Raw genomic sequence first — 15,589 nt, forward strand, 5'->3', positions numbered from 1 at the left:
CGCGTGACTCGCGTGACCCGCAAGGGCGAAAGAGCGGCCGCAGAGGGGCCGAGGAGGCAGCTCAGGCGTCCCAGAGCGCGCCCAGTGCCACCAGGTCACCCTGGTGCTCGATCCTGTCGGCCCACTCCGTGGGCCAGGCGTCGGCACCGAGGTACGCCCCCGCGAAGGCACCGGCGAGACACGCGATCGAGTCCGAGTCCCCCGAGGTGCAGGCGGCCCGGCGCAGGGCCGTCACCGGCTCGTCCACGAAGAGCAGGAAACTCAGCAGACCGGTCGCGAGGGCCTCCTCGGCGACCCACCCGGCGCCGGTGGCCAGGCACGGGTCCGTCTCGGGCGACGGCGACCGCAGGGCCTGCCGAAGCCGCTCCAGAGCCTCCAGGCACTCGTCCCAGCCCCGCGCGATGAAGTGCGTGGGCGTCGGGTCCTGGGCGCGGGTCCACAGATCACCGAGCCAGCGCTCGTGGTAGTGCGTCCGGTTCTCGTACGCGTACGACCGGAGCTGTCCGACCAGGCCGGTCGGTTGGGCGCCCTGCGCGAGGAGCCGTATCGCGTGCGCGGTGAGGTCGGCGGCGGCCAGCGCCGTCGGGTGGCCGTGCGTGAGGGCGGCCTGCAACTGGGCGGCGCCGGCGCGCTGTTCGTCACTGAGCCCCGGGGCGAGACCGAGGGGTGCCACGCGCATGTTGGCACCGCAGCCCTTCGAACCCACCTGGCTGGCGTCCTGCCAGGGCAGGTCCTCACGCTCCAGCAACTCGCAGGCCGTGATGCAGGTGTTGCCCGGTGCGCGGTTGTTCTCAGGTGACCGGTTCCAGGCGATGAACTCCTTGCGCACCGACTCGGCGAGTTCCCGCGGCCCGAGCAGCCCTCTGTCCATCGCGGCGCGCAGCCCCCGCGCCACCGACAGCGTCATCTGCGTGTCGTCGGTGATCCACGCGGGATCCGGCAGCTCCAGCTCCCGCCAGGGCCCGTACGCGGCAAGGATCGACGGCACGTCCTTGAACTCGGTCGGGTAGCCGAGCGCGTCCCCGAGGGCGAGCCCCACCAGCGCCCCGGTGGCGGCCTGCTTCCTGACGGTCGTGGTCATGAGGACGATCCTTTCGAAGCCGAAGCCGAAGCCGAAGCCGAAGCCGAAGACGAAGCCGAAGACGAGGACGAAGGCGAGACAGAAGTGGACGGCGAAGTCGATGAGGCCGACGGGGACGACCCGGCCGCCGCCGCCCGCAACAGCGGCGGATGCAACGCCGTCGCGCCCCCCGCCCGATACAGCGCGGCAGGCTTCCCCCGCCCCCCGGTCAGCCGCGCCGCCCCCGGAACCGGTTCGACGAACCCGGGTGTGGCGAGGACCTTGCGCCGGAAGTTCGGGCGGTCGAGCGCGGCCCCCCACACCGTCTCGTAGACCTGCTGCAGCTCCCCCAGGGTGAACTCCGGCGGGCAGAACGCGGTGGCGAGGCAGGTGTACTCCAGCTTCGCGCCGATCCGTTCCCGGGCGTCGGCGAGGATCTGGTCGTGGTCGAAGGCGAGCGGCCCGAGTCCGTCGTACGGCAGCCAGTGCGCGCTGGCCGCGTCGCCGCCGCCGCGCGGCTCGGGAGCGTCCGGCAGCAGCGCGGCGTACGCCACCGAGACCACCCGCATCCGGGGATCGCGGTCCGGCTCGCTGTACGTGCGCAGTTGCTCCAGGTGCAGCCCGGAGACGTCCGTCAGACCGGTCTCCTCGGCGAGTTCGCGCCGGGCTGCCGTCCCGGCGGACTCCTTCGGCAGCACGAATCCCCCGGGCAGCGCCCGGCACCCCGCGTACGGCTCCTGTCCGCGCTCGATCAGCAGTACCTGGAGCGCGCCCGCCCGGACCGTGAACACCGCGAGATCGACGGTGACGGCGAAGGGCTCGAAGGCGTGCTTGTCGTAGCCCTCCATGCCCCCTCCTCGTGTGGCCTCGGCGGCCGTCGGTGCACCGTGCCGGGCGACGGCCGACGGACCGGGACCACCCCCGTGGGCCCTGCTCCTCCGGTCGCGCCCGGCACGGGCGTTTTCTTAATGGTCATCACGACTATAAATCGTGGACCGCATCCCCACAAGCCCCCGAACGCGGAGCGGCCGGTCCCGGGAGAACCCGGAACCGGCCGATGCCGTACTACGAGAGCAGCCAAAAGCTGAGTGAGGCCGAGAAGAGCCTAGAAAGGCGGAGGCTCCTAGAGGCCGACTTCCTGCATCAGCATGCCGACCTCGGTGTTGGACAGGCGTCGCAGCCAGCCCGACTTCTGGTCCCCGAGGGCGATCGGTCCGAAGGACACGCGCACGAGCTTGTCGACCGGGAACCCGGCCTCGGCGAGCATGCGCCGCACGATGTGCTTGCGGCCCTCGTGCAGGGTCACCTCGACCATGTAGTTCTTGCCGGTCTGCTCGACGACCCTGAAGTGGTCCGCCTTCGCGTAACCGTCCTCCAGCTGGATGCCGTCCTTGAGCTGCTTGCCCAGGTCGCGCGGGATCGGGCCCACGATGTGCGCGAGGTAGACCTTCTTCACGCCGTACTTGGGGTGCGTCAGGCGGTGCGCGAGCTCACCGTGGTTGGTGAGCAGGATGAGGCCCTCGGTCTCGGTGTCGAGCCGTCCCACGTGGAAGAGCCGCGTCTCGCGGTTCGTCACGTAGTCGCCGAGGCACTGACGGCCCTCGTTGTCCTCCATGGTGGACACGACGCCTGCGGGCTTGTTGAGCACGAAGAACTGGTACGACTGCGTGGCGACGGTCAGCCCGTCGACCTTGATCTCGTCGTTCTCGGGGTCGACGCGCATGCCCTGCTCAAGGACGATCTCGCCGTTGACCTCGACGCGGGCCTGCTCGACCAGTTCCTCGCAGGAACGGCGCGAACCGTAGCCCGCGCGCGCGAGCACCTTCTGCAGGCGCTCGCCCTCCTGCTCGGCGCCCGGGAAGGTCCTGACCGTCTTGACGTCGGGCTTGCCCGCGTACCGGTCCCTGTTGCGCTCCTCGGTACGCGTCTCGTACTCACGCGAGCGCGCGTTCTCCGTACGGCCGCCGCGCTGCTGGCCCTGCTTGGGGCCGCCCTTGGCGCCGCCGCGGGCCGCGTTGCCGCGCCCCGACTTCGCACCCTCGTGGGTGGCGCCGGGGCCTACGTCGTAGCGGCGCTCCTCCGGACGGGGCTTGCTGGGGCGCTTCGGCCTGTCGTCTGAGCCTCCCGCGCCGTTCTGCTGGGAGCCGCTGCCCGCGGGCCCCCGGGAGCCGAATCCGCTGCCGGAGGTACGGGGGCCACCGCTGCCGGAGCCGCGGGGACCGCCGCCGCCGGAGCCGCGGGGTCCACCGCCACCGGAGCCACGAGAGCCACCACCACCGCCGGACCCGCGGGGGTTGCCGCCCCCACCGCCGGAACCACGAGAGCCACCGCTCCCGCCGCTCCCGCGGGGGTTGCCGCGCCCGCCGCTGTTCCTGCCGCTGCCACTGCCACTGCTTCGCATCAAAGTTCCGTCGTCGTCGTGTCGTCTGCATCTGCGTCCGGCGCATCCGGATCGAACGACGGGACCCCTTCCAGCGTCTCTGCTTCGATCGCGTCCGCCTCCGGAAGGAAGGGCGCGAGCTCCGGGAGCTCGTACAGGCCGCGCAGGCCCATTCGCTCCAGGAAGTAGTTCGTCGTCCTGTACAGGATCGCACCTGTTTCGGGTTCCGCGCCCGCCTCCTGGACCAGACCCCTCTGAAGGAGGGTGCGCATCACGCCGTCGCAGTTCACTCCGCGGACCGCCGAGACCCTCGATCGGCTGACCGGCTGCCGGTACGCGACCACCGCGAGGGTCTCCAGCGCCGCCTGGGTGAGCCGGGCGTGCTGCCCGTCCAGGACGAAGCGCTCGACGGCCGCCGCGTACTCCGGGCGGCTGTAGAACCGCCAGCCGCCGGCGACGATCCGCAGCTCGAAGCCGCGTCTTTGGAGGCTGTACTCGTCGGCCAGCGCGCGCAGCGCGTCCGCGATCTGCCGCCTGGGCCGCTCCAGGATCTTCGCGAGGTGCTCCTCGGTGGCGGGTTCGTCCACGACCATGAGGACGGCCTCCAGCGCGGGCCGGAGGTCGAGATCCGCGACGCTGCGGGCCCCCTCGGGGGCTCCGGTGGTGTCCTCGCTCACACCTTCACACCTTCTTCTCCTCGACCGGATCCGGGACAGGATCCGGCGGCCGGTCGAACTCGTCCGTCACCGTCGGCTGCGCATCCCCCTCCCCGCCCGTCCAGCGCACCACCAGGTCCCCCAGAGCCTCCTCCTGGTCCAGGGAGACCGCCTTCTCCCGATAGAGCTCCAGAAGGGCCAGGAAACGCGCCACGACGGTGAGGGTGTCGTCGACGTCCTCGACGAGCGAGCGGAAACTGGTCTCGCCGAGCTCCCGCAGCCGTGCCACCACGATCGCGGCCTGCTCCTGCACGCTCACGAGCGGCGCGTGGATGTGGTCGACGTACACCTGGGGCCTGGCCCGGGGCTGCATCGCCTTCACGGCGAGCTTGGCGAATCCTTCCGCCCCGATGCTGATGACCACCTCGGGCAGCAGCTCGGCGTGGTGCGCCTCAAGCCCGACGGTACGGGGGTAGCGGCGCGCCTCCTCGTCGAGGCGGTGGTTGAAGATGTCGGCGATCTGTTTGTACGCGCGGTACTGCAGCAGCCGGGCGAAGAGGAGGTCGCGGGCTTCGAGGAGCGCCAGGTCGCCCTCGTCCTCGACCTCGGCGGAGGGCAGCAGCCGGGCGGCCTTCAGATCGAGCAGGGTCGCCGCGACGACCAGGAACTCGGTGGTCTGATCGAGGTCCCAGTCCGGCCCCATCGCCCGGATGTGCGCCATGAACTCATCGGTGACCTTGGACAACGCGACTTCGGTGACATCCATCTTGTGCTTGGAGATCAACTGGAGCAGCAGGTCGAAGGGCCCTTCGAAGTTGACCAGCCGAACCTTGAAGACCCCGTCGTTCCCAGGCTCTTCGGGCTCACCCGCCGCGTTGTGGGCAGGCGTTCCGCAGGGCGGAACGGGTGGGCACAACGCCCCACGGTCCGCAGACGCGGGATCATCCGCCACCCCGGACGGGCGGTCCGCCGCAGGCGGTTCGGCAGGGGGCCCACCCCCGGGCCCCCGCCCCAGCGCGCGCCGCCGCCCACCGGAGGCGGAGGCAGCGGGAGGAGGGCCGTCGTTCGAGGTCATAGCCGTCGCAGGCTACCGCTACCGCCCACGCAACCGTCGTACGAGAATGCTCGCGTCGCCACGCGATTCGAGATCCGCGAGGACCACCGCGACGGCCTCCCGCACGATCCGGCCGCGGTCGACCGCGAGCCCGTGCTCCCCGCGGAGCACCAGGCGGGCGTGTTCGAGGTCCATGAGTTCCTCGGCGGACACGTACACCGTGATCTTCTCGTCGTGCCGCTCGCGCCCGCTGGGCCGCCGCCCGGAGCCCCGCCCGCGCTTGCGGGACTGGGCCGGCTGGACCCCGGCGGAACCTTCCGGCGGCCCGGGACGCCGCCCGGAACGGTCCACCGTGGCGGCGCCACGGCTCCGGGACTCCCCGTCGGCGGAGTCGGCGTCGGCCGCGACATGTTCGTCGCCCTCGCCGTCACCACCCCGCACGGGCACCGACTGCGGTCCGTCCTCACCGGCCGTGGCGTCGCTCTCGCCCGCCGGAGCGGGCACCCGCGCCTCGCCGTTGGCCGGACGCCGCGGGCTGGAGGACTGAAGCGCCATCCCCCCGGTCGTACGGAACAGTTCGTCGGCCCCCGGCAGACTCACTCGGCGTGACACCGGGCGAGCACCTCCCTGGCGAGCTGACGGTAGGCGGCGGCACCGACGGAGTTGGAGGCGTACGTCGTGATCGGCTCACCGGCGACCGTGGTCTCCGGGAAGCGGACGGTCCGGCCGATCACCGTGTGGTACACGTGATCGTCGAACGCCTCGACCACGCGGGCGAGCACCTCACGGCTGTGCACGGTCCGCGAGTCGTACATCGTGGCGAGGATGCCGTCGAGCTCCAGCTCGGGGTTGAGCCGCTCCTGGACCTTCTCGATGGTCTCGGTGAGCAGCGCGACCCCGCGCAACGCGAAGAACTCGCACTCCAGTGGCACTATCACCTTGTGAGCGGCCGTCAGCGCGTTCACGGTGAGCAGGCCCAGCGAGGGCTGACAGTCGATCACGATGTAGTCGTAGTCGGCCATCAGCGGCTTCAGGGCGCGCTGCAGCGTGGACTCGCGGGCGACCTCGCTCACCAGCTGAACCTCGGCGGCGGACAGGTCGATGTTGCTGGGCAGCAGGTCCATGTTCGGAACCGCGGTCTTCAGGAGCACCTCGTCGGCCGCCATGCCCCGCTCCATGAGCAGGTTGTAGACCGTGAGGTCGAGCTCCATCGGGTTGACCCCGAGGCCCACGGACAGTGCGCCCTGCGGGTCGAAGTCGACGAGCAGGACCCGGCGTCCGTACTCCGCGAGGGCGGCACCCAGGTTGATGGTCGACGTCGTCTTGCCCACGCCGCCCTTCTGGTTGCACATCGCGATGATCTTCGCGGGGCCGTGGTCGGTCAGCGGGCCCGGGATCGGGAAGTACGGCAGCGGGCGCCCGGTCGGGCCGATGCGCTCGCGCCGCTGGCGCGCCGCGTCGGGCGCGAGCGTGGCCGCGTACTCCGGATCGGGCTCGTACTCGGCGTCGGGGTCGTAGAAATGCCCCTCGGGCAGGTCGTCGTAGTCGGCGAAGTGGGTGCGGTTCTCGCCACTTCCGTTGCCGGCCATGGCGTTCACGTGATGGCCATCCATGCTCTGGTGTGCTGTCTGAGTCATCTTCGGACTCTGGTGGGCTGCGAACGTGCGCACCGCAACGGAGCCGACAGCTTCGAGCCCCGTTGGCCTTGAGCCCTGCGCAGGCATTCCTGGTTGACCACCCCCGGGAGTAAATGTCGACTCATTCACAAGTCGTCTTACCTCCTTGGTGACCAGGAAACTTCTCGATAGGTCAGCGTGGCACCATGCCGACGGTTGGCGACTCTATGGCGTGTCACCGCTTCGCAGCAACACAATCCGCCGGACCCGGCCCGATGTGTCGGCAACGGAACATCCCTCTGTCAAGGGCGTAAGGGCGTCGCACGGCAGGTTCCAGGGGTGTGCGAAACGGTTCAAGGGTTACGTTCGAGGCGAGTTGAGCGAGTCTCGCAAAGTGACTCGACACACATCCGGCCGGGCCCTGTGGGACAAGGTCCGGCCGTACGTGCGAGGTTGACGACCTCTGTTGACGAATCGCCTTTTGCCGACGGAGAAGTCGGCGCAGAACCGGGACGAAACCACCCGGAAGGTCACCCGCGAGGACAGGCCGAAGGTCAGCCGAGCAGGCTCTCCAGCTCGGCGTGCTCCAGGCCGTGGGCCTCGGCGACCTCACGGTAAACGACCTTGCCGTCATGCGTGTTGAGACCCCGGGCCAGCGCGGGGTCACGGCGCAGCGCCTCGACCCAGCCGCGGTTCGCGAGCTCCACGATGTACGGAAGCGTCGCATTGGTGAGCGCGTACGTCGAGGTGTTGGGCACCGCGCCCGGCATGTTGGCGACGCAGTAGAAGACCGAGTCGTGGATCGGGAAGGTCGGCTCGGCGTGGGTGGTCGGGCGCGAGTCCTCGAAGCAGCCGCCCTGGTCGATGGCGATGTCGACAAGGACACTTCCGGGCTTCATCCGGGACACGAGCTCGTTGGTGACCAGCTTCGGGGCCTTCGCGCCGGGGATGAGCACCGCGCCGATGACGAGGTCCGCCTCGAGGCAGGCCTTCTCCAGCTCGAAGGCGTTCGAGACGACCGTCTGGATCTTCGTACCGAAGATCTTGTCGGCTTCCTTGAGCTTGTTGATGTCGCGGTCGAGCAGGGTCACGTGGAAGCCCATGCCGATGGCGATCTGCGCCGCGTTCCAGCCGGAGACCCCGCCGCCGATGACCACGGCGCGGGCGGCCAGCACGCCCGGGACACCGCCGGGCAGGACGCCGCGGCCGCCGTTGGCGCGCATCAGGTGGTAGGCGCCGACCTGCGGGGCGAGGCGGCCGGCGACCTCGGACATCGGGGCGAGCAGCGGGAGCGCGCGGCTGGGCAGCTCGACCGTTTCGTATGCGATCGCCGTGGTGCCGGACTCCAGGAGCGCGTCCGTGCACTCCTTGGACGCGGCCAGGTGCAGGTAGGTGAAGAGCGTCTGGTCCTTGCGGAGGCGGTGGTACTCCTCGGCGATGGGCTCCTTGACCTTCAGCAGCAGGTCGGCGGCGGTCCAGACCTCGTCGGCGGTGGCGACGATCCGCGCGCCGGCGGCGACGAACTCGTCGTCCGTGATCGAGGAGCCGACACCGGCGTGCCGCTCGATCAGGACCTGGTGGCCGTGGCGCACCAGCTCGTGCACACCGGCGGGGGTGATGGCCACCCGGAACTCGTTGTTCTTGACCTCGCGGGGGATGCCGACCTTCACGTCGATCACGGTTCCTTGGCTCAGAAGGGATGCAGCAGGGATCTGGGCCAGGCAGCGCAAGACATGACGATGCCTGACATACCCGGATGCACGGGAGCACACCGGGGAACACCACGAATTGACGCGGCGGAGCCAGTCTAATGAAGGGATTCTCTCTGTCTAGCCTTTCAATGCATCAATCTTCTTCGGCTGCGCTACGGATTTCGCAGGCGTTGCGGTCGTGTTCCCTGGTTGATGCGCTCTCCGGGAGCTCATCGCCGAGCATTCGTTCGGCGGCGGTGCGGTGCAGCCGGGCGGCCGTGGGGTCGCCCAGCCGGTCGAGCGTGTCGGCCAGCCGCAGCTGCAGCGCGGCCTGCAGCCGGACGTCGTCGGCGCGGCGCGCCCACTCGACCGCCTCCTGGCAGGTGACGAGGGATTCCTCGGGCCGGCCCGCGTACTCCTGGACCCGGGCCATCTCGCTCAACGCCCTTGCCTGGCCCGCCACATCGCCGGTCCTGCGGTGTCCGGTGACCGCGGATCGCCAGTTGCGCAGCGCCTCGCCGTAGCGGCCCGCGTAGGTGTGCACGGTGGCGATCCGGCCGTGCAGTCTGGCCGCGTCGGCGCGCTCGTCGCGGGCGAGCCGCTGGGCGAGGGCGCGCCCGTACCAGTCGGCGGCCCGGTCGTAGTCGCCGAGCTCCTGGTGGGCGCCGCCTACGGATTCCATCGCGCGGCCGGTCGCGTAGGGGTCGTTCGCCTCGCGTCCGGCGTCCAGAGCGGCCCGGTAGCGGGCCAGCGCGTCCGCCGTACGGCCGGTCTGGGCGTCGAGGTCGGCGAGGTTCAGGAGCGCCGCGGCCTTCTCGCGGGGCAGGTCACGGCGTTCGGCGACGTCCAGGACGAGCCGGTGGATGCCGTACAGCTCGGGCGCCGCGGCCTGCGTACCGACATGGGCGACCAGCGCTCTGACCAGGGCGGCCATCAGCCGGCGGGCGAGGGTGTCCAGCTCGCCGTCGGAGACCGCGAGGCGGGCGGCGGCCAGCAGCGCGGGCCGGCGGATGCTCAGCCAGTCGGCGGCCGCGCGGGGGTTGGGGAAGCGCAGCGCGCGGGGCATCCCGGCGAGTTTCTCGCGGGCGGGCGAGCTGTCGGTCTCGGTGATCGCCCGGCAGGACACCAGCAGCCGTACGGTCCGCTCCAGCATGCGGGCGCGGGCCAGCTGCAGCTCGGCGACGCGGTCATCGGTCTCGGTGAGCGAGCGCAGCAGCGGCAGCAGGCAGCCGGGCACCTCGTACTGCGGCAGCGGCGACTCCACGGCTCTCACGAGACCGAGTTCGGTGAAGTCGTCGAGCGTGGTGCGGGCGGCGCCGACCGAGCAGCCGGCGAGCGCGGACGCGGTGTGCGGGTCGACGAGACCGGCGGGGGCGAGCGAGAGAAGACGCAGTATCCGCGCGGCGGCCGACGGCAGGGCCGCGTAGGTGAGCCGGAAGATCCGTTCGAGGACCGGGCCGTCGTCACCGTCGGTGTGCAACTGCTTGGCGAGATCGGCGACGGCCGACTTGGGACGGTGGGCGAGCCAGGCCCCGGCGAGGACGAGCGCGGCGGGCTGGGCCGCGCAGATCTCCACGAGTCCTTCGGCGGCGCGCGGGTCCACGGTGATGCGTACGGAGCCGGTGAACCGGTCCAGGAGTTCGAGGGCGGACTTGGTGTCCATGCCGCCGAGGGTGCAGGGGCGGACGTCCGTGATCCCGGTCAGGGGCCCGCCGGAGACGGCGACGACGAGACAGTCGGGGGTCTCCGGAAGGAGCGAGTCCACCTGCTGCGCGTCGGCCGCGTCGTCGAGCAGGAGCACGGTCCTGCGGGTGGCGAGCGCCTCGCGCAGCCGCTCGGAGAGGTCGTCCTCGTCCGCTCCGGCCGGGGCGGACAGTTCGAGCGCGGTGAGCAGGTCGCGGGCGGTTCGTTCGGTCGGTACAGGGGTGCCGTCGGGCTCGGTGAGCCGGGCCCGCAGGACACCGTCCGGGTAACTGTCCGCGACCTTGCGTACGAGCTCCTCGGCGAGCGCGGTGCGGCCGGATCCGGGTCTGCCGGCGATGAGCAGCACGCGCGCGCGGGGCGCCTTGCGGCCGGCGAGGGTGTCGAGCCCCGCGCGGTCGATGTCCGCCCGGAGTTCCTTCAACTCTCTTGTACGGCCGAGGAACTGACTCCCCGTGAGGGCGGACACGGCAGCCGGGCGCCGCCCCTTCTCCGACACCGTCGTGCCGCCGGCATCCACCGCCTGATCCGTCACGGGCCACACTCCCGTCCCACTGCGCGCGCAAGCCCGCCGGGACTCCGGACGGGGCGTTTTTGAGAGCCTAGTTCACGCTCTGCGACGATCCGTGCGGAGCGCGGCGGGCAGATCCCCCGATCGGATCAGGCGATCGTCACATCGGTGGGCCGATTGCGTGTACCGAAGTGGATCATGCCTCGAACGGGCGTGCGGGCCACGGGGCCTCGGCGGGGCGCAGCGCGTCCAGACCCTCACCGGCCCGGGCGGCGGTCAGCGCGAGGACGCCCACGACGAGACAGTTGTTGTGCAGCTCACCGGCGAGGACCCCGCGGACCAGCTCGTCGACCGGGACCCGGGAGAGCTCCATGTCGGCCTCCTCGTCCTCGACCTCGAAGCGCTGCCCCTCGGCCTCGGAGAGATCGCGGGCCAGGAAGATCCGGACGGCCTCGTCGCAGCCGCCGGGCGTGGTGTACACGTCGGTGAGCACCCGCCAGTCCTCGGCCTTGACGTGCGCCTCCTCGTACAGCTCGCGCTGCGCGGCGTGCAGGGGGTTCTCGCCCGGGACGTCGAGCAGACCGGCCGGGATCTCCCAGAGCTTGTGGCGCACGGGGTGCCGGTACTGGCGGATGACCAGGGCGCGGCCCTGGTCGTCGAGGGCGAGGACGGCCACCGAACCGGGGTGGACCTGGTAGTCGCGCCGGGCGACCGTTCCGTCGGGCATGACCACGTCGTCGGTGCGCACGGAGGTCTTCTTGCCCGTGAACGGGGTCTCGGTCGCCCTGACCTCCCACTCCTCGGCGGTGTCCTTGATGGTCATGTCGACTTGCCCTCCCACACGCACGAAATCCTGTGCCGCACCAGAGATGTACACACGGCGAAAACCGGGGCACGCGCCCCAAAAGACGCGTGTCCCGGCAACCGTACAACCCTCGGCCTACTTGGCCGTCTTGCGCTCCACCGCGGCCTTGACCAGGCCCGCGAACAGCGGGTGCGGCCGGGTCGGACGCGAGCGCAGCTCGGGGTGAGCCTGGGTCGCGACCAGGTAGGGGTGAATCTCGCGCGGGTACTCCAGGAACTCCACCAGCTTGCCGTCCGGGGAGGTGCCGGAGAACTGCAGACCGGCCTTCTTCTCCAGCTCGGCGCGGTAGGAGTTGTTCACCTCGTAGCGGTGACGGTGGCGCTCCTCGACGTACTCCTTGCCGTCGTAGACCTCGCGCACGAGGGAGCCCTCGGCGAGCTTGGCGGGGTACATGCCCAGGCGCATCGTGCCGCCCATGTCGCCGTCGCCCGCGACGATGTCCAGCTGCTCGGCCATGGTCGAGATGACCGGGTGGCCGGTGGCGGAGTCGAACTCGGTGGAGTTGGCGTCCGCGATGCCGGCGAGGTTGCGCGCGGCCTCGATCACGATGCACTGCAGGCCCAGGCACAGGCCCAGCAGCGGGATCTTGTTCTCGCGGGCGTACTGGATCGCGCCGACCTTGCCGGCCACACCGCGGTCGCCGAAGCCGCCGGGGATGCAGATCGCGTCGACGTCACCGAGCTGCTTGGCGGCGCCCGCGGGGGTCTTGCAGTCGTCCGAGGCGACCCACTTGATCTTCACGCGGGCCTTGTTGGCGAAGCCGCCCGCGCGCAGTGCCTCGGTGACCGAGAGGTAGGCGTCGGGCAGGTCGATGTACTTGCCGACGAGCGCCATGTGGATCTCGTGCAGCGGGTTGTGGACGCGGTCGAGCAGGTCGCCCCAGGTCGACCAGTCCACGTCACGGAAGGGCAGGTCCAGCTTGCGCACGACGTACGCGTCCAGGCCCTCGGTGTGCAGGACCTTCGGGATGTCGTAGATCGAGCGGGCGTCGGGACAGGCGACCACGGCCGCCTCGTCGACGTCGCACATCAGCGAGATCTTGCGCTTGATCGCGGTGGGCACCTCGCGGTCGGCCCGCAGGACGATCGCGTCCGGCTGGATACCGATGTTGCGCAGGGCCGCAACCGAGTGCTGGGTCGGCTTCGTCTTCAGCTCCCCGGAGGGGCCGATGTACGGGAGGAGCGAGATGTGCACCACGAACACGTTGTCGCGGCCGACCTCGTGACGGACCTGACGGACCGTCTCCAGGAAGGGCAGCGACTCGATGTCGCCGACCGTGCCGCCGACCTCCGTGATGACGACGTCGACGTCGTCGGTGGCCATCCGGCGGATGCGGTGCTTGATCTCGTTCGTGATGTGCGGGATGACCTGCACGGTGTCGCCGAGGTACTCGCCGCGCCGTTCCTTGGCGATGACCGTGGAGTACACCTGCCCGGTCGTGACGTTGGCGGAGCCGTCCAGGTCGACGTCGAGGAAACGCTCGTAGTGCCCGATGTCGAGGTCCGTCTCGGCCCCGTCGTTGGTGACGAACACCTCACCGTGCTGGAACGGGTTCATCGTGCCGGGGTCGACGTTCAGATACGGGTCGAGCTTCTGCATGGTGACCCGCAGACCCCGAGCCTTGAGCAGCGCGCCCAGGCTGGAGGCGGTCAGGCCCTTGCCGAGGGAGGAGGCGACACCCCCGGTGACGAAGATGTGCTTGGTCGTCGTGGCTGTGCTGCTTCGGAAAGCAGCGGGCGGCATGGCCAAGAGGGGGCTCCCGTGGTCGCGGTTTCGGTTGCGGTACGGCTGCCCGGCCCGGAGGTTTCCGGCGGTGCCGTCGCTGCGGTTCGGGGGTCCCTTTTCCTGCTCGGGCGTCCACCGGTCCACGGGCTACCAGGGTATCAGCGACGCGAGGAGGTCGCTTCCGGCCACGCTCCGCGCACGGGCCGACACACGCCATACTCGTGCTCACTCGTTCGGACCAGGCGGGTTGTCGGGAGGGGCGCGCGGAACATCATCGTGCGTCGTATCCTGCTCGGACACTTGCTGCCGAGCCAGGCCGGCAAACGGCACCACCCCGCCGGTATTCCTGGGCCAAGAGCTCGTCGGTTCGCCTCGCGAAGACAATCGCTGCAACCATTGACATGCGTGACACGCGACAACTGACGTTCCGCAACGACGCTTTACCAATGATCCTCTGACCGCAAGAACACCGCCCCATCGGGGCGACGTGGCCGTTCGACTGGAGTTGCACGTGGCCGGGCGCATCGAAGACTACGCACTTATCGGAGACATGCAGACGGCCGCGCTGGTCTGCAGGGACGGCACGGTGGACTGGCTGTGCCTCCCCCGCTTCGACTCCCACGCCGTCTTCGCGGGACTGCTCGGCACGGAGGAGCACGGCTTCTGGCGGCTGGGCCCCGCGCACGCCGCCGACGCCGAACCGCCGAGAGCGGTCCGCCGCCACTACCGCGGCGACTCGCTGATCCTCGAATCCGAGTGGGACACCTCACGAGGCACGGTCCGCGTGACCGATTTCATGCCCCCGCGTGACGGCGCCCCGCAGCTCATCCGCATCGTCGAGGGCGTCACGGGCCGCGTCCCGATGCGCTCCGCCCTGCGGATGCGCTTCTCGTACGGGCGTGTGGTGCCGTGGGTGCACAAGCACGAGGGACGCACGGTGGCCGTCGCCGGACCCGACTCCGTGTGGTTCGACACGGAGTGCGAGACGTACGGCAAGGCGCTGACGACGTACTCGGACTTCACGGTGGCACCGGGCGACCGGATCGCATTCACCATCTCCTGGGAGCCCTCGCACAAGCAGCCGCCCGCGCTGCCCGAGCCGGAGCAGGCCCTGGAGGCCACCGAGGAGTTCTGGCGCGACTGGGTGGCCCAGTGCACGTACCACGGGCCCTACCGCGAGGCCGTGGTCCGCTCGCTGATCACCCTGAAGGCACTGACGTACGCGCCGACGGGCGGGATCGTCGCCGCCCCCACGACCTCCCTCCCGGAGGAGATCGGCGGGGTCCGCAACTGGGACTACCGCTACACGTGGCTGCGCGACGCGGCGATCACCCTGTCGTCGCTGCTGCGCACCGGCTACCGCGAGGAGGCACGCGCCTGGCGCGAGTGGCTGCTGCGCGCGGTGGCGGGCGACCCCGAGAACCTGCAGATCATGTACGGCATCGCGGGCGAGCGGGAACTGGGCGAGGCGGAACTGGACTGGCTGCCGGGATACGAGAACTCCGGTCCCGTACGCGTCGGGAACGGCGCCGCCCACCAGCTCCAGCTGGACGTCTACGGCGAGGTGACGGAAGCCCTGCACCTGGCCCACATGACGGGCCTGGCCCGCAACGACTACGCCTCGCTCCTCCAGCTCAAGCTGATCCGCTACCTGGAGGACCACTGGGACGAGCCCGACGAGGGCATCTGGGAGGTCCGCGGGCCGCGCCGCCACTTCGTCCACTCGAAGGTGATGGCGTGGGTCGCCGTGGACCGCACGATCAAGCTCATCGAGTCCGGGGACGCGGACGGGCCCCTGGAGAAGTGGCGTGAACTGCGCGACGACATCCACCGGGACGTGTGCGAGAAGGGCTACGACAAGGAACGCAACACGTTCACGCAGTCGTACGGCTCCAAGGAGCTGGACGCCTCCCTGCTGCTGATCCCGCAGATGGGCTTCCTGCCCCCGGACGACAAGCGCGTGATCGGCACGATCGAGGCCATCCAGCGCGAGCTGTCCACCTCGGACGGCTTCATCCTGCGCTACCCCACCTCCGGGGAGGACGCGGGCGTGGACGGTCTGGAGGGCGACGAGGGCGCGTTCCTGGCCTGCTCGTTCTGGATGGCCGACGACCTCGCGATGATCGGCCGCGTGGACGAGGCCCGCAAACTCTTCGAGAAGCTGCTGGCCCTGCGCAACGACCTGGGTCTCCTCGCGGAGGAGTGGGACCCGGTCCTGCAGCGCCAGGTGGGCAACTTCCCGCAGGCGTTCAGCCATGTCCCGCTGATCGACACGGCCCTGCGTCTGACGGCCTCCGGGGCGTACGGCGGCTGACCGGCCCGGCTGAGCC

General features: G+C 70.4%; 12 protein-coding genes. 1 reads left to right on the forward strand and 11 read right to left on the reverse strand.

The features are described from left to right. Positions 1–61 precede the first annotated feature (61 nt). From ACFVH5_RS24965 to ACFVH5_RS25015, 11 genes are all read right to left on the reverse strand, one after another. Positions 62–1,081: an ADP-ribosylglycohydrolase family protein gene (locus ACFVH5_RS24965; RefSeq protein ID WP_385835972.1), complete on the reverse strand. Its 1,020-nt coding sequence runs from the start codon at positions 1,079–1,081 to the stop codon at positions 62–64. Further along, the gene (locus ACFVH5_RS24970) at positions 1,078–1,908 is read right to left on the reverse strand and encodes an NUDIX domain-containing protein (RefSeq protein WP_385835973.1); all 831 of its coding nucleotides are present in this window, start codon (positions 1,906–1,908) and stop codon (positions 1,078–1,080) included. Before ACFVH5_RS24970 ends, ACFVH5_RS24965 begins: the two co-directional genes overlap by 4 nt. Before the next feature lie 275 nt (positions 1,909–2,183). Next, complete coding sequence (locus tag ACFVH5_RS24975; protein ID WP_385835974.1) at positions 2,184–3,461, reverse strand: pseudouridine synthase; 1,278 nt, start codon at positions 3,459–3,461, stop codon at positions 2,184–2,186. Next, entirely contained in the window at positions 3,461–4,117 is a 657-nt protein-coding gene (gene scpB / locus ACFVH5_RS24980; protein ID WP_384811643.1) for an SMC-Scp complex subunit ScpB, read from the reverse strand. Before scpB ends, ACFVH5_RS24975 begins: the two co-directional genes overlap by 1 nt. A gap of 4 nt (positions 4,118–4,121) precedes the next feature. Continuing rightward, the gene (locus ACFVH5_RS24985; protein WP_385835975.1) at positions 4,122–5,171 is read right to left on the reverse strand and encodes a segregation and condensation protein A; all 1,050 of its coding nucleotides are present in this window, start codon (positions 5,169–5,171) and stop codon (positions 4,122–4,124) included. A gap of 18 nt (positions 5,172–5,189) precedes the next feature. Beyond that, positions 5,190–5,762 (reverse strand): hypothetical protein, encoded by a 573-nt coding sequence (locus tag ACFVH5_RS24990; protein WP_385835976.1) that lies wholly within the window; start codon positions 5,760–5,762, stop codon positions 5,190–5,192. Next, a complete protein-coding gene (locus ACFVH5_RS24995; protein ID WP_079053143.1) occupies positions 5,747–6,874 on the reverse strand; it encodes a ParA family protein in 1,128 nt (375 codons plus the stop codon). The genes ACFVH5_RS24990 and ACFVH5_RS24995 overlap by 16 nt, the downstream gene beginning before the upstream one ends. Positions 6,875–7,320: 446 nt before the next feature. Further along, the gene (ald, locus tag ACFVH5_RS25000; RefSeq protein ID WP_385835978.1) at positions 7,321–8,445 is read right to left on the reverse strand and encodes an alanine dehydrogenase; all 1,125 of its coding nucleotides are present in this window, start codon (positions 8,443–8,445) and stop codon (positions 7,321–7,323) included. A 166-nt stretch (positions 8,446–8,611) separates the two neighbouring features. Beyond that, a complete protein-coding gene (locus tag ACFVH5_RS25005; RefSeq protein ID WP_385835980.1) occupies positions 8,612–10,693 on the reverse strand; it encodes a tetratricopeptide repeat protein in 2,082 nt (693 codons plus the stop codon). Positions 10,694–10,865: 172 nt separating this feature from the next. Continuing rightward, on the reverse strand, positions 10,866–11,492 hold the full coding sequence (locus ACFVH5_RS25010) for an NUDIX hydrolase (RefSeq protein WP_107021199.1): 627 nt from the start codon (positions 11,490–11,492) through the stop codon (positions 10,866–10,868). 117 nt (positions 11,493–11,609) lie between these two features. Continuing rightward, on the reverse strand, positions 11,610–13,277 hold the full coding sequence (locus tag ACFVH5_RS25015) for a CTP synthase (protein ID WP_384811659.1): 1,668 nt from the start codon (positions 13,275–13,277) through the stop codon (positions 11,610–11,612). Positions 13,278–13,746: 469 nt separating this feature from the next. Here ACFVH5_RS25015 and ACFVH5_RS25020 point away from each other — a divergent pair, with 469 nt between their 5' ends. Beyond that, a complete protein-coding gene (locus ACFVH5_RS25020; protein ID WP_385835983.1) occupies positions 13,747–15,573 on the forward strand; it encodes a glycoside hydrolase family 15 protein in 1,827 nt (608 codons plus the stop codon). Positions 15,574–15,589 lie beyond the last annotated feature (16 nt).

This window comes from Streptomyces sp. NPDC127119, from assembly GCF_042677425.1.
Classification (GTDB): domain Bacteria; phylum Actinomycetota; class Actinomycetes; order Streptomycetales; family Streptomycetaceae; genus Streptomyces.